12 protein-coding genes and 1 tRNA gene are annotated in these 14,019 nt (G+C 49.2%); 3 read left to right on the plus strand and 10 right to left on the minus strand.

The annotated features are described in order from the left end of the window. Positions 1-133 precede the first annotated feature (133 nt). Positions 134-1,267: a glycerate kinase gene (locus CRG49_RS06535; RefSeq protein ID WP_095502908.1), complete on the minus strand. Its 1,134-nt coding sequence runs from the start codon at positions 1,265-1,267 to the stop codon at positions 134-136. Between the two features lie 141 nt (positions 1,268-1,408). Further along, complete coding sequence (locus CRG49_RS06540) at positions 1,409-2,668, minus strand: GntP family permease (protein WP_095502907.1); 1,260 nt, start codon at positions 2,666-2,668, stop codon at positions 1,409-1,411. 194 nt (positions 2,669-2,862) lie between these two features. Between CRG49_RS06540 and CRG49_RS06545 the strand changes: the two genes are divergently transcribed. Continuing rightward, on the plus strand, positions 2,863-4,023 hold the full coding sequence (locus CRG49_RS06545) for a CdaR family transcriptional regulator (RefSeq protein ID WP_095502906.1): 1,161 nt from the start codon (positions 2,863-2,865) through the stop codon (positions 4,021-4,023). A gap of 60 nt (positions 4,024-4,083) precedes the next feature. Here the strand turns inward: CRG49_RS06545 and CRG49_RS06550 are convergent, their stop codons facing one another. The 8 genes from CRG49_RS06550 to CRG49_RS06585 all read right to left on the minus strand — a co-directional run bounded on the left by CRG49_RS06550 (position 4,084) and on the right by CRG49_RS06585 (position 12,897). Beyond that, positions 4,084-4,974, minus strand: a complete 891-nt coding sequence (locus tag CRG49_RS06550) for an NAD(+) kinase (protein ID WP_095502905.1) — start codon at positions 4,972-4,974, stop codon at positions 4,084-4,086. Positions 4,975-5,007: 33 nt separating this feature from the next. Next, complete coding sequence (locus tag CRG49_RS06555) at positions 5,008-5,577, minus strand: SCP2 domain-containing protein (RefSeq protein WP_095502904.1); 570 nt, start codon at positions 5,575-5,577, stop codon at positions 5,008-5,010. 42 nt (positions 5,578-5,619) lie between these two features. After that, a complete protein-coding gene (locus CRG49_RS06560; protein WP_095502909.1) occupies positions 5,620-6,393 on the minus strand; it encodes an SDR family oxidoreductase in 774 nt (257 codons plus the stop codon). Positions 6,394-6,407: 14 nt separating this feature from the next. Beyond that, entirely contained in the window at positions 6,408-6,992 is a 585-nt protein-coding gene (locus CRG49_RS06565) for a TIGR00730 family Rossman fold protein (protein WP_095502903.1), read from the minus strand. Positions 6,993-7,070: 78 nt separating this feature from the next. Then, the gene (locus CRG49_RS06570; RefSeq protein WP_095502902.1) at positions 7,071-7,715 is read right to left on the minus strand and encodes a TetR/AcrR family transcriptional regulator; all 645 of its coding nucleotides are present in this window, start codon (positions 7,713-7,715) and stop codon (positions 7,071-7,073) included. A 24-nt stretch (positions 7,716-7,739) separates the two neighbouring features. After that, a complete protein-coding gene (gene murB, locus CRG49_RS06575) occupies positions 7,740-8,777 on the minus strand; it encodes a UDP-N-acetylmuramate dehydrogenase (protein WP_154143180.1) in 1,038 nt (345 codons plus the stop codon). 114 nt (positions 8,778-8,891) lie between these two features. After that, positions 8,892-10,268 carry an MATE family efflux transporter gene (locus CRG49_RS06580; RefSeq protein WP_095502900.1) on the minus strand — a complete coding sequence of 459 codons (1,377 nt, stop codon included), beginning with the start codon at positions 10,266-10,268 and terminating at the stop codon, positions 8,892-8,894. A gap of 403 nt (positions 10,269-10,671) precedes the next feature. Beyond that, a complete protein-coding gene (locus CRG49_RS06585; protein WP_095502899.1) occupies positions 10,672-12,897 on the minus strand; it encodes an NADP-dependent isocitrate dehydrogenase in 2,226 nt (741 codons plus the stop codon). A gap of 324 nt (positions 12,898-13,221) precedes the next feature. Between CRG49_RS06585 and CRG49_RS06590 the strand changes: the two genes are divergently transcribed. Both CRG49_RS06590 and CRG49_RS06595 read left to right on the plus strand, forming a co-directional pair. Then, positions 13,222-13,314, plus strand: a tRNA-Ser gene (locus CRG49_RS06590). A gap of 143 nt (positions 13,315-13,457) precedes the next feature. Then, complete coding sequence (locus tag CRG49_RS06595; RefSeq protein WP_095502898.1) at positions 13,458-14,018, plus strand: pseudouridine synthase; 561 nt, start codon at positions 13,458-13,460, stop codon at positions 14,016-14,018. Position 14,019 lies beyond the last annotated feature (1 nt).

The following is a 14,019-nucleotide window of genomic DNA, read 5'->3' on the forward strand; positions in this document are numbered from 1 at the left end:
CCGCCGACCGAGAAAGACATTGGACTATGAGACACCGGGTGATCTGTTTTCAGCAGCCCTTGCCAATGGCATTTGAGCGTTGCACTTGAAATGCGAATGTAAGGGCCTTTGGTTATGATTTCTTAAGGCTTGCCTACTTGCTTAAGAGATACAATTTAGCAACATTCTGTGCGGTAGAAACCAGATTTTCACGACCTTGTTTTAAGATTTCATCCAAGGGGGCTGAGTGGCGGATAATCGGGAATACGGCATCAATACCTGCTTGATAAACAACTTCATAATCTTCACGTAAGCAGCCTACGATTGCAATGACGGTTTTGTCGAAATTTTTAGCAGTTTTAGCAACGCCTACCGGTGTTTTACCGCGAATGCTTTGGGCATCCATGCGTCCTTCGCCGGTGATGACTAAATCGGCATCTTTAACTTTTTCGGCCAACTGAGTCGCTTCGATAACGATTTCGACACCGACTTTCAGTTTTACTTGTGGTAATACAAGCAGACCGCCACCCATACCACCGGCTGCACCTGCGCCTGCGTGGTCGCGGATAGATACACCGGTATCTCGTTCTACAATCTCGGCAAAATGGGAGAGTGCCTTATCCAATTGCTGCACCATATGGGGGTCGGCGCCTTTTTGCGGCCCAAATACGGCAGAAGCACCGTTGGTGCCGCACAGGGGGTTATCCACGTCACACGCCACTTCAAAAGACACATTTTCTAAACGCTTGTCTAGTCCGCTTAAATCGATTTTATCCAATTGCTCAAGACTGCCGCCGCCATAACCGATTTCTTTGCCTTCCGCATCTGTTAATTTTGCGCCTAAAGCTTGTAGCATACCAGCACCTGCATCGTTGGTAGCACTACCACCAATGCCGAGAATCACTTTTTGTACGCCTTTATCAAGAGCGGCACGGATAAGCTCACCTGTTCCGTAACTGGTCGTCAGCAGCGGATTACGTTTTTCAGACGGCACCAAATGTAAGCCTGAAGCGGCGGCCATTTCGATAATGGCGATTTTTCCATCGCCAGAAATACCGAAAGCAGCAGTGATTTTAATGCCTAAAGGTGCGGTGACTTCTGTTTCAATCAGACGGCCTTTTGTAGCATCGGCCAGTGATTGCACCGTACCTTCGCCACCATCGGCCATCGGTACTTTGATGTATTCTGCTTCAGGCAAAACTTTTTTTAAGCCGGTTTCGATGGCTTCTGCTACTTCCAATGCGGTCAGACTTTCTTTGAAGGAGTCGGGGGCAATAACGATTTTCATGAGTTAATCCTTTTGAGGTTGTATCAGGAGTGTGGGCAGACTGATTTCGTCTGAAAGAATAAAAATAATTGCGTGGTTGCGAAAAAATATTTTTTAGTTTCAGACGGCTTTCTTAAGCATAAGGCCGTCTGAACCGGTTGGTTAAAATTTAAATACGCCGAAGATAAGGGTAGAGATGATGGTCATCAGCAAACCGATGGCACTTTCATAAGGAATCAGTTTGAGACGCTCTTTAATGTCCATGAAAACGCTGCCGCCTGTTGCATGGAAGAATGAGCCGTGAGGCATATGGTCAAGTACTGTTGCACCGGCATGAATCATCGCAGCACCAGCAATACCGGCGACACCGAGTTCAATTAAAGTACTACCGAATACATTAGAGGCTACAACTGTACCTGCTGTTGTAGAGGCGGTTGCCAGTGACATCAACATACCGGACATCGGGGCAAGGATGTAGGAAGGTAAACCCGAAGCAGTCAAGCCATCAATTAATACATCTTTTAAACCTGAATTGGCAATAATACCGGCCAAAGCACCGGTACCCAACAGCATGATGGCTACCGGCGCCATTTTGCCTAAACCACTTACTGCGTATTGGTTACCGCTACGGATTTTACCCATCAATAAAGCACCGACCAAACCGCCTACAGGCAAAGCGATCATAGGATCAATAGCAATGCCGGCGATAGGACGCAGGGCCAGTAATAAAATGGCAACAAGAGGAGCCGAGATAGCAGTAGCGAAGCTTGGCAGCTGTGTAGTATTTTCAACAGACACTTCTTCTGCTTTAACGCGAGAGCCTTTATTAATCAGTCGCTTCGCAAGGAAATAAGTAAATATCAAACCGAAAATTGCGGGAATGATACCGGCAGCCATGACTGAAGTAAGGGTTAAATCAAACGCATCCGCAGCGGCAATGGCATTGGGGTTAGGTGAGATAATATTACCGGCTTTACCACCACCGATCATGGCCAATAAAACGGCTGGTTTGGATAAGTCGACACGTTTGGCTAAGGCCAATGCAATTGGTGATACGGTGATGACGGCAACGTCAACAAATACACCTACAGCAGTTAAAATCATGGTTGCCACAGCTAAAGCCAAAAGTGCGCGGTTTTCGCCGAGCTTTTTGACAATCGTTTCTGCAATAGAGGTGGCAGCACCCGATTCAATCAACACACCGGCCAAGACACCGGCAGCCAAAATACGCATGACAGCCGTGGTGATGCCTTGTGCGCCTTCAATCATAAGCTTAACCGTCGCCGCCAAATCTGCACCGCCGATTAAGCCGCCAATTAATGCACCGGCGATCATGCCGTAAGCAGGCGGTACTTTTTTGAGAATAAGGAAAATAGCGACGCATAACGCTATGAGTGCGCCAAGAGCGGATACAGTAGGCATAGTTAATCTCCTAGTTTGTCAATTTGTGACATTATTATGTATGGAAATGTGTGTAAAGTCTTTGTGCGGATGTATAAAAAATACGCCATATAATCTGTTTTTTTATGCAAATTTATAATTTCATGGCATATCAACTATGGCACAATTGTTATGTCTACCCGATACCTAATCTTTTGTAATCAAGAGAAAATACTATGTCTGTTTACCCACTCAATACCGAACTTGCTCAAAAAATTGTCGAGCGTACGATGGATATCATTGGCTGCAATGTCAATATTATGGACATTAAAGGCAGAATCATTGCCAGTGGTGATGAAAACCGTATCGGTGGGATACATGATGGTGCATTGTTGGCACTCTCTCAGGGGCGTATCGTTGATATTGACGAACAAGTTACCAAAAATTTACATGGTGTCCGCCCCGGTATTAATTTGCCGTTGCGTTTGGATGGTGAAACCGTCGGTGTTATCGGGTTGACAGGTGAGCCGGATAATTTACGCGAATTCGGCCGTTTGGTGTGTATGACTGCCGAAATGATGCTGGAGCAAGCACAGCTATTTGAAATGTTGGCGCAGGATGCGCGTTTGAAAGAAGAGTTGATTCTTAACCTGATTTCAACGGAAAAAATCAGCCCGTCGATGAACGAATGGGCGAAACGCCTAGGCGTGGATTTATCCACTCCTCGCGTGGTGTGTATCATTGAGGTCGATACCGGCCATCTAAATATCGAAGCCATCAGCAATGAATTGCATAATTTGCAAAACCTGCTGCATTATCCCGAACGCGATAATTTAGTGGCCATTTTGTCGCTCACTCAAATCGTCATTCTCAAACCCGCTTTGGATTCTCTTGGCCGTTGGGATGTGCACAATCACATGGAGCGGGTGAAATTGCTGGTATCGCGCATGAGTGAGCAAACTTCATTAAATGTACGCATTGCTTTGGGTAATTACTTCCCCGATTGTGAGGCTGAAGCCAATAGCATTGCTTTGTCTTACCAAACTGCGAGTGCAACCTTACAAGTAGGAAAAAACCGTTTCCCCGAACAACGTATATACAATTATCAAGAACTGATTTTGCCGGTATTGCTCAACCAGCTGAAAGACGGCTGGCAGCGACGAGAATTGGAACGAACGCTTAGTAAGCTCAAGCAGGGAGATAAGGACGGCTTGCTAACCAAAACATTATTGGCTTGGTTTAATCACAATATGCATGCGGCAGAAACATCTAAAGCACTATTTATTCATCGCAATACCTTGGAATATCGGCTGCATAAAATTTCTGAACTAACCGGTCTTAATCTTGATCATACTGATGATCGTTTTTTACTGTATATCGCCGTACACATGGCGTAGGGTTGGGATAAACGAAGGCCGTCTGAAAAACATTCCTGCTTTTCAGACGGCCTTTCATCATTAAACCAATTGTTCGCCCCAATGCAGTTTTTGGCGCAGGGTTTTGAAATATTGGTAATCGGTGGTGTGCAACACACGCAGCGGATTGTGGTAGCGGCGGATAATCAGGCGGTCGAGGTTTTGGATGTCGTGGAACGATTGTCCGTCGAAATGCACGCGGGCATCGCCGCTTTTGGTGACCAAGATTTCGATTTCGCTGGTGTCGGCCACGGCAATCGGGCGGTTGGTCATGGATTGCGGACAGATTGGCACCAAAGTAAAGGCGCGTAAGCTGGCCTGTAAAATTGGGCCGCCGGCGGCTAAGGCGTAGGCGGTTGAGCCGGTGGGGGTGGACACAATCAGGCCGTCCGAACGCTGGGTGTAGACAAATTCTTGATTGATAAATACTTCAAATTCAATCATTTGGCCTGCTGCGCCGCGCGAGAGTACGGCATCGTTTAAAGCCAGTGAGCGATGAAGAATTTCACCGTCACGCACTAAATCCACTTCCAATAAAATGCGTTCTTCCGGCAGGTATTTGCCTTCCAAAACCGGCCGCAAATCTTCGACCATTTGTTCGCGTGGGATTTGGGTGAGAAAACCGAGATGACCCTGGTTGACGCCAATCATCGGAATGCCGCGTCCGGCCACTTCACGGGCGGCAGAAAGGAAAGTGCCGTCGCCGCCCAATACAATCACCAAGTCGCAATATTTGCCTAAATCGGCTTTGCAGCAGGTGGTGCAGAGTGGAATATCATCGGCAAGGATGCTGTGTTCGACGATGGTTTCTTCATCGACATAAATGGCAAATCCGGATTGGCACAAAAATTCCACCAAAGTATGCACGGTGGCTTGGATTTCGGGTGTGTTCGGGCGGGTAACAATGCCGATGTTTTTGAATGGACTGTTCATGGCGGTGGGATAAAGGTAAGAGGCCGTCTGAAATCAGAGCCAGATATCGCGCTCGAGGCGGTCGAGGCGGGCGTGTAGGCGGGCAACGTCGTCGCGCAGTTGATCGACTTCTTCCATCCATGCGGCCAGCGTGGTCTGGTCGATAACCGGCGATTCCGGTTCGCGGGAAAACTCGCTGATTTGCTCGGCGATGCTTTTGCCGATTTGTTTGACGGTATGGCCGATAACGGCAGCGCGGGTGGCAATGCTACCGGCGGCGGCATCACCGAAAATGCGGCTTAAATCGTCGTTGGCATAATAGCGTAGGCCGCCGAAAATCGGTAAAAGCGACATGCCTAGAATCAAATCGCCGTCGATGGCAATGTCGCCGACGCCGGGCTGCTCGCCTTGCAGGATTTTTTGAATGGCGCTGTTGTGGAAAGTGATTTCGGTATCGGGCGCATCGGCGGCGGCTTCTAAAAAGCCTTTTTCGCTGATGCGGCCGTGAATACGGAAACCGGCAATCTGAACGCTCAGGGTTTTACCTGCAAATCCGGCCAAATCATATTGATGCTCGGGATTCTGCTGAATCAGGTGGTTGATGACTGGAAGGAGGGCGGACATGGTTTTCTCTGAGGCCGTCTGAAAATAAAACAAACCTTGATTTTACAGACTTAAGCCGTGCACGCAAACGGTATTTACAATTTTCCCGCTGCTTTGGTCATCGGGATTGAAATCGGGCGCGGGCAAACCGAGCTTGGCAGCTTCGGCGGTATAGAATTCGGCGCGGGTCGGGTGCTTGGGTTCGACCACGTTTTTGATGCGCTTGCCGTCGGGATTCAAGGCCGTATGAAACAGCGCGGCCACGGCCAAATCCTGATGCACCACATTCACCGGCTGCTTGCCGCCGCTGATGTTGCGTTTCAACGCCAAACGCGTCACCGGATGGCGTTCGGCGGAATAAAGGCCGCCCAAGCGAAAAATATCGACATGGGGAATGGCACTGTTGAGCAGCAGGTTTTCCACGGTGGCAATCTGCTTGGCGTTGTCGGTTTGCGGGTTGAGTGGGCTGGTTTCATCGCACTCGCGCGCTCCATCGCCATAAACGCTGGTGCTGCTGGTGAAAATAATATGTTGCACATCAAGCGATTCGGCTAATTGCAGCCATTGTTGCAGCGCGGCAGTGTAATCGTGGAGTGAAGACGGCGGCAACAGGCAGAACCATGTCGGTTTGTCCGCCCAATGTGGTAAGGCCGTCTGAAAAGCGTTGGGCTGGTTTAAATCAACGGCATCAAGCTGAATCGGCAGGTTGATGTCGTCGGAAGTGAGGTGACGTTTGATGGCCGTCACCTCATAGCCGTTTTCGTAGAATTTTTGTGCCAAAGGGCGGCCAAGGTAGCCAAGGCCGAGAATGGCGCAAGCAGGGAGCGTTTCGTTCATGTTCAGACGGCCTTTTATTTTTGCCAGCTCGGTTGCGCCCATTTAGGTGCATCAACAAATTCATACGCCGCCATTTTGGCCAGCAAATCGGCCGGATTGTCGGCTACGCAGAGCAAATTCAAATTGGTTTGTGGCATAAAGCCTTGCGCAGCGGTTTGTTGCATTAAGTTGATCAATGGATCAAAAAAGCCTTCGATATTCAGGAGGCCGATGGGTTTGGTGTGTTGGCGCAGTTGGGACAGCGACAACACTTCAAACAATTCTTCGTAAGTGCCGATGCCGCCGGGCATGGCGATAAAGGCATCGGATAGCGTAATCATTTTGGTTTTGCGCTCGGTCATATCGGGCGTTTCGATAAGCTCGGTCAAGCCTTGGTGGGCAACTTCTTTTTCTCGCAAAAAGGTCGGAATCACGCCGATGACTTCGCCACCGTGCGCCAAAACCGCATCGGCGACCGTGCCCATCAGGCCGACTTTGCCGCCGCCGTACACCAAGCGGCTGCCGCGTTCGGCAATGGCTTGCCCCATGACTTGGGCAGCTTGATAAAAAGCAGGCGATTTACCTAAATTCGAACCGCAATAAACAGCGATGTTTTTCATATTATTGATTTTCTAAGTAAAAGCTGAGGCCGTCTGAAAATCCATTCTTTTTCAGACGGCCTGAATAAAAGTAAAAAATTAAACCGGCGGATTGCTGATTTTTTGGTCAAATTCAACCATATGATCCGGCAGCAGATAAGGGCGCAACAGGCTCAATGAGCGTTGCACACCGCGGGCTTTGGAATCTTCAGTCAATTTGGTGCGGCCTTGCAGCGAGCCGTCGAAGTCGAACCAGTATTTGGTCATGATCCACATATTCACGGCCAAGTCGTCAATGGCGGTTTTGTCGGCGCGGATGATGCCGTGGTCGTTGAGTTCGTTTAATAATTTTACCAATAATGGCGATACTTTGGCGTGGGTGAAGTTGTTGTGTTCGCCCAATAATTCGGCGCTGCGTGCCAACAAGGTGTTCACATCGCTAAACAGGAAGCGGTATTCCCACATCACAGTGTAAATGCCCGCCATATAGGTAATCGCGCCTTCGACGTCTTTTGGTAGCTCCGCTTCTTGCAGGTATTGCAGCAGGGCTTCGCTGTAGCGCTTGAAAAGCTGGATGATGATTTCATCTTTATTGCGGAAATGGTAATACAGGTTGCCGGGGCTGATGCCCAAGTGTGCTGCGATGTGGTTGGTGCTGATGTTGCGCTCGCCTTCTTCGTTAAACAAAACAAGGCTGGCATTAATAATGCGGGTGTAAGTGTTGATTTTGGGTTCTCGTACCACGTGATTATTCCTTAATGGTATAGATTACAAACTGTATGAAGCCGGCAGCCAGTTGGGTTCGGCATGCAGCGAGACTTGGAATTTTTCGGCCACTTCGCGGCAAATGTGTTGTGCCAAGCGGTAAACATCTTGGGCTTGGGCGTTGTGTTTATTCACCAACACCAAAGCCTGCTTATCATGCACGGCCGCACCGCCGATTTGGAAGCCTTTCAGACGGCATTGATCAATCAGCCAGCCTGCAGCCAGCTTGACCGTGCCGTCGGCTTGTAGATATTGCGGCATATTAGTGTATTTGCTCGATAATAATGCAGCTTGCTCGGCGCTGACAATCGGATTTTTAAAGAAACTGCCGACATTGCCGAGAATGTTCGGGTCGGGCAGCTTACTGTTGCGGATTGCACACACGGCATTCGACACATCTTTCGCCGTAGCTTCACGGACTTGGCAGATGGCTTCGACTGCGGCGGCCAAATCACCATATTTCAAATTAGGCGTGAAATGCTCTTTGAGCGCAAATACCACCGACACAATCACATAGCGACCTTTGCCTGCCTGCTTAAAAAAGCTTTCACGATAAGAAAATTGGCAATCGGCATTGCTCAATTCGACAAAAGTTTCGGTATCCAAATCAAAGCAGCGCACGCTGCGAATCACGTCTTTTACTTCCAAACCGTATGCACCGATGTTTTGTACCGGCGAAGCACCGACTGTGCCCGGAATCAGGCTTAAGTTTTCCAAACCGCTCAAGCCCAAATCCAGCGTGTGCAACACAAACTCATGCCAAATTTCACCGGCTTGCGCTTCGATATACACAAGGCCGTCTGAACGGCTGATTTCGCGCACGCCTTTATTCGCCATGTGCACCACCAAACCGGAATAATCTTCCATCAGCAGGATGTTGCTGCCACCGCCCAGCCACAAAACATTGTCGCGGCTGAATTCGGGCAGGCGGATGATTTCGCGGATATCTTCTGCCTGTTCCAAAACGGCAAAAGCATGGGCGTTGGCTTTAAGGCCGAAGGTGTTGTAAGGGGTCAGGTCGGTTTGATAACTGAGTTTCATGATAAAGCCTGAAGAAAGGTTTCAGACGGCAGAGCATGAGGCCGCCTGAAAAAAATAATAATATTATAATATATCACTTACTTTCAGACGGCATATGATAAGGCCGTCTGAAATTTATCGTGTATAGGATTTCACAAAGGATTTGCTGCACAATTCCAAGCACCAAACCAATGCAATCGCGGCAATGGTGAGCGATACGATTAAGGCTGTCCAAAAGCCGTTTAAGCCCATGTCGAAGCGGTAGGCCAAGATGTAGCCCGGCAGCAAGCCGCACAGCCAAAACGCCACCGCATGGATATACATCGGCACTTTGGTGACTTTATAGCCGCGCAAGGCATAAGAAGCAATGCACTGGGTCGAGTCTGATAGTTGGAACACCGCCGCCAGCAGCAACACGCCCGCAGCAATGTTCAATACCATCGCATCATCGGTGTACATGCCTGCCAAAGGATAACGCAATGATACCAAAGCCAAGGCAGTGATAACAGCCAATGCCCAGCCTAAAATCAATGATACGCCGGAAATATAGCGGGCGCGGGCAAATTGGCGGCGACCGAGTGCAAAGCCCACGCGCACAGTCGATGCGGCGCCAACGCTTTGCGGCACCATATAAATAATGCCGGTCAGGCTGATGACGACTTGCTGCGCGGCCACATAATCTTCGCCCAAACGCGCCACCAAAAACACGATAAAGGTAAACGCGCTGGCTTCCAAAAAGTAAGACAGGCCAATCGGCGCGCCCAGTTTCCAAAAGTTTTTAAACGCTGCCCAATCCGGCTTGCTGAAGCGGTCGGTGAGCTTGAATTTCTTGAAATAATCCTGCTTGGTCACATACAACCACAAAGCAATGGCGTTGAACCAAAACACCAAAGCCGTTGCCAAGCCGCAGCCCGCACCGCCTAAAGCCGGCATGCCGAATTTGCCGTAAACAAACATATAATTGAGTGGCACATTCAGGAAAAACGCCGCCACGCTCACCCACATAATTACGCGCGGTCGGTTGAGGCTGGAGGCATAAGCATGCAGCGCACGGTGTATCATCGCCGCGGGCATGGCCAAGCCGGTAAAAATCATATACAGCGCCATCGTGTCTTCGATGTAGTCGCCCAAATCCAGCCAATTGCGAAAAGGCACAATTACCGCCCACATCAGCAGCATACCGAACACGCCTAACGCCAGCCCGAACCACAAACCTTGTCGGCCGGTTTCACCGACTTCATCGAATTTAGCAGCGCCGTTGAGCTGGGCGATGATGGGGTTGAGCGCGGTCATGATGCCGATAAAGGTGATGAAAATCGTGGCAAACGCGCCGCTACCCAAAGCCACGGCGGCCAAGTCTTCCTTACCCGCGCCACCGGCCATCACGGTATCGACGAAACCGATGCCGACCTGCGCCACTTGCGCCAACAGCATCGGCACCGCCAGCAGAATCAAATGGCGGATTTCTTTTTTGAAAACGGGAACAGGGTAACGGTTGATATCGAGAAACATGACAATGGCACAGAAAATAAAACAGGCCGTCTGAATATTCAAACGGCGCGGAATCGTTAAAGTCGTATTATAGGTTAAATCAGGGTAGGCGGATAGATTGTTTCGGGTGGTATTAAATCAGGTTTTTCAGGCTGAGACCTTTGCAAAATCCCTATCTTTGGCACATTTCTTCGTTGTGCGCTGCTCGAAAGCTTTTATATCTTAGTGACATGTCTTCGCTTTCTGTGCTGCTACAACTTTGAACTGTACCCAAATCTAGGGTTTTGCAAAGGTATCAGGCCGTCTGAACGATAAAGCAATATATCAAAAGGCCGTCTGAAAGCATGATTCACTTTCAGACGGCCTTTGATGAATGTCAGCAGTCAAATCCAATCAATTTACACAAGATTCGGCTTTGCTTTCATTACAGTGCAGCCAAAGCAGCGTTCAAAGTAGCGCTTGGGCGCATGGCTTCAGAAGCCAACTCTTCGTTCGGGCTGTAGTAGCCTTTGATGTCCACAGCTTTGCCTTGGCCGGCAGCCAATTCTGCCACGATTTTGTCTTCGTTGGCAGTCAGGGTTTCGGCCAATGGCGCGAACTTGGCTTTCAATTCAGCATCTTTGTCTTGAGCGGCCAATGCTTGTGCCCAGTAGAGTGCGATGTAGAAGTGGCTGCCACGGTTGTCGAGTTCACCGGCTTTGCGTTTTGGTGATTTGCCGTTCAACAGCAATTGCTCGGTCGCAGCGTCTAAAGTGTCGGCCAAAACTTGGGCTTTGCTGTTGCCGGTTTTTTGTGCCAAATGCTCAAACGATACTGCCAAGGCCAAGAATTCGCCCAAAGAATCCCAACGCAAGTGGTTTTCTTCCAAGAATTGTTGTACGTGTTTCGGAGCAGAGCCGCCCGCGCCGGTTTCAAACATGCCGCCGCCGTTCATCAAAGGCACGATAGACAACATTTTCGCGCTGGTGCCCAATTCCAGAATCGGGAACAAGTCGGTCAGGTAGTCGCGCAATACGTTGCCGGTTACGGAGATGGTGTCTTCGCCTTTTTTGATGCGTTCCAAGCTGAACTTAGTAGCTTCTACCGGAGACAAAATGCGGATGTCCAAACCATTGGTATCCAAGTCTTTCAGGTAGGTTTCCACTTTGTTGATCAAGCTCTTGTCGTGTGGGCGTTTTTCATCCAACCAGAACACGGCAGGGGTGTTGCTCAAGCGTGAGCGGTTTACCGCCAATTGCACCCAGTCTTTCACCGGCGCATCTTTGGTTTGGCACATGCGCCAGATGTCGCCGGCTTCAACGTCGTGTTTCATCAACACTTCGCCTGAAGCATCAACCACTTCTACCACGCCGTCGGCTTCGATTTCAAAAGTTTTGTCGTGCGAGCCGTATTCTTCAGCTGCTTGCGCCATCAGGCCGACGTTTGGCACGGTGCCCATGGTGGTCGGGTCGAATGCGCCGTGTTCGCGGCAGAAATCGATGGTGGCTTGATATACACCGGCATAGCTGCTGTCTGGAATCACGGCTTTGGTGTCTTGCTGCTTGCCTTCTTTATCCCACATTTGACCCGAGTTACGGATCATCGCAGGCATAGACGCATCGACAATCACGTCGCTTGGCACGTGCAAGTTGGTGATGCCTTTGTCGGAATCTACCATTGCCAAATCAGGGTTGGCCGCATATACGGCAGCGATTTCGGCTTCAACCGCAGCTTTGGTTTCAGACGGCAGTTTGTCCAAGTTGGCCAATAAGTTACCGAAACCGTTGTTTACGTTAACACCGGCAGCAGCCAATTCGTCACCGAATTTTTCGAATACAGGGGCAAAGAAAGCTTTGACGGCGTGACCGAAAATAATCGGGTCAGACACTTTCATCATGGTCGCCTTCATGTGCAATGAGAACAGCAAACCTTGCTCTTTGGCTTCTTTCACTTGCTCATTCAAGAAGCTTACCAAGGCTTTTTTGTTCATTACGGTTGCATCGATGATCTCGCCGTCTTTCAGGTTAACCGGTTTGCGCAATTCTTTTTTGTTGCCTTGTTTGTCGGTGAAGACAATAGACACAGAAGTCGCGGCTGGTACGGTAACCGATTGTTCGTTATGGAAAAAGTCGCCATTTTGCATGGTGGCAACGTGGGTTTTGGAATCTTTAGACCAAGCGCCCATGCTGTGCGGATTTTTCTTGGCAAAGTTTTTCACGGCTTTAGGCGCGCGGCGGTCAGAGTTGCCTTCGCGTAAAACAGGGTTTACCGCGCTGCCTTTAATGCGGTCGTAGCGCTCGCGGATGGCTTTTTCTTCGTCGGTTTTCGGGTCGGTCGGGAAATTCGGCACAGCAAAACCTTGCGCCTGCAATTCTTTAATCGCAGCAGTCAGTTGCGGCACAGACGCGCTGATGTTCGGCAGCTTGATCACGTTGGCTTCAGGCTTTTTCACCAGCTCGCCCAACTCGGCCAAAGCATCCGGTACGCGTTGCTCTTCTTTCAAGAAATCCGGGAAAGTGGCCAAAATACGGCCGGCCAATGAAATATCTTTGGTTTCCACGTCGATGTCGGCGAATTGGGTAAACGCACGCACGATAGGCAGGAATGATTTGGTTGCCAAAGCAGGTGCTTCATCGGTGTGGGTATAGATAATGGTGGCTTTGTTAGTCATAGAGATTCTCTTGTAGGTTAAGGTTTTTCTTTTCCATGCCAAGCGGTATGGCACGCGTTATTATGGCACAATTTAAAGGAGTTGGGGAATGCAATCATTATCAATAAACTAGTTCTTTGGTATAGGAAAAGGACGTCTGAAAAGAGAGGTGGGTAAAGTATGAATATCGGCTATAGGGTAAAACAAGTAGGGTGAAACCAAGCTAATATTGCTGTTCAGAGCAAATGATTACTTTTGTTCCCAATTAATTCAGATGTTTATTAAACCATCCTTTTTTCATGCTTGACAGCCCAGCTGCAAACCAGTATAGTTCGGGCTTCCTTAGGAGTAATGGCTGAGAGGCTGAAGGCACTTCCCTGCTAAGGAAGCATGTGGGGTCAACCTGCATCGAGGGTTCGAATCCCTCTTACTCCGCCAGAACAAACAAAACCCGCTGATTAGTCAGCGGGTTTTGTTTTGGTATTTGCACATTGATTGTGTTATCAACCATATGATGCAAACGTTTTGGATTGGTTTGTGGTTGCTGCTTGGATATTCAACATAATATTGAGGCCGTCTGAATGAATGATTTGATTGTTTTAAACAAACCTTATGGCGTGATTTGCCAGTTTTCACCGCATGAGAAACACCAGTGCTTGAAAGATTATGTTGAGCAGCCGGGTTTCTATCCGGCCGGGCGCTTGGATACGGATAGTGAAGGTTTACTGTTGTTGACGAATAACGGGCGTTTGCAGGCCAGAATTGCCGATCCGAAGTTTAAGCAGGAAAAAACTTACTGGGCGCAGGTAGAAGGTGCGCCGGATGAGGTGGGATTGGATGTGTTACGCCGTGGCGTGGATTTGGGGGATTTTGTGACGCGACCGGCCAAGGTGCGTGTGTTGAGCGAAGGCGAAGCGGATAAACTGTGGCCGCGTCAGCCGCCGATTCGGGTGCGTAAAACGGTGCCGGATTTTTGGCTGGAAATTAAGATTACTGAAGGCAAAAACCGCCAAGTGCGTCGCATGACGGCGAAGGCCGGTTATCCGTGTTTGCGTTTGGTGCGGGTGGCAATTGGGCGCTTGAATATTTTTGAATTGGATTTGGCTTTAGGGGAGTGGCAGTTTGCGCCGCATCAGCCTTGAA

Source organism: Neisseria sp. N95_16 (genome assembly GCF_002551535.2).
Lineage (GTDB): Bacteria > Pseudomonadota > Gammaproteobacteria > Burkholderiales > Neisseriaceae > Neisseria > Neisseria brasiliensis.

Excerpts from the sequence above, each read along its gene's own strand:
- CRG49_RS06535 (WP_095502908.1), bottom strand. The coding sequence starts at position 1,267 with ATGAAAATCGTTATTGCCCCCGACTCCTTCAAAGAAAGTCTGACCGCA.
- CRG49_RS06540 (WP_095502907.1), bottom strand. The coding sequence starts at position 2,668 with ATGCCTACTGTATCCGCTCTTGGCGCACTCATAGCGTTATGCGTCGCT.
- CRG49_RS06545 (WP_095502906.1), top strand. The coding sequence starts at position 2,863 with ATGTCTGTTTACCCACTCAATACCGAACTTGCTCAAAAAATTGTCGAG.
- CRG49_RS06550 (WP_095502905.1), bottom strand. The coding sequence starts at position 4,974 with ATGAACAGTCCATTCAAAAACATCGGCATTGTTACCCGCCCGAACACA.
- CRG49_RS06555 (WP_095502904.1), bottom strand. The coding sequence starts at position 5,577 with ATGTCCGCCCTCCTTCCAGTCATCAACCACCTGATTCAGCAGAATCCC.
- CRG49_RS06560 (WP_095502909.1), bottom strand. The coding sequence starts at position 6,393 with ATGAACGAAACGCTCCCTGCTTGCGCCATTCTCGGCCTTGGCTACCTT.
- CRG49_RS06565 (WP_095502903.1), bottom strand. The coding sequence starts at position 6,992 with ATGAAAAACATCGCTGTTTATTGCGGTTCGAATTTAGGTAAATCGCCT.
- murB (WP_154143180.1), bottom strand. The coding sequence starts at position 8,777 with ATGAAACTCAGTTATCAAACCGACCTGACCCCTTACAACACCTTCGGC.
- CRG49_RS06580 (WP_095502900.1), bottom strand. The coding sequence starts at position 10,268 with ATGTTTCTCGATATCAACCGTTACCCTGTTCCCGTTTTCAAAAAAGAA.
- CRG49_RS06585 (WP_095502899.1), bottom strand. The coding sequence starts at position 12,897 with ATGACTAACAAAGCCACCATTATCTATACCCACACCGATGAAGCACCT.
- CRG49_RS06595 (WP_095502898.1), top strand. The coding sequence starts at position 13,458 with ATGAATGATTTGATTGTTTTAAACAAACCTTATGGCGTGATTTGCCAG.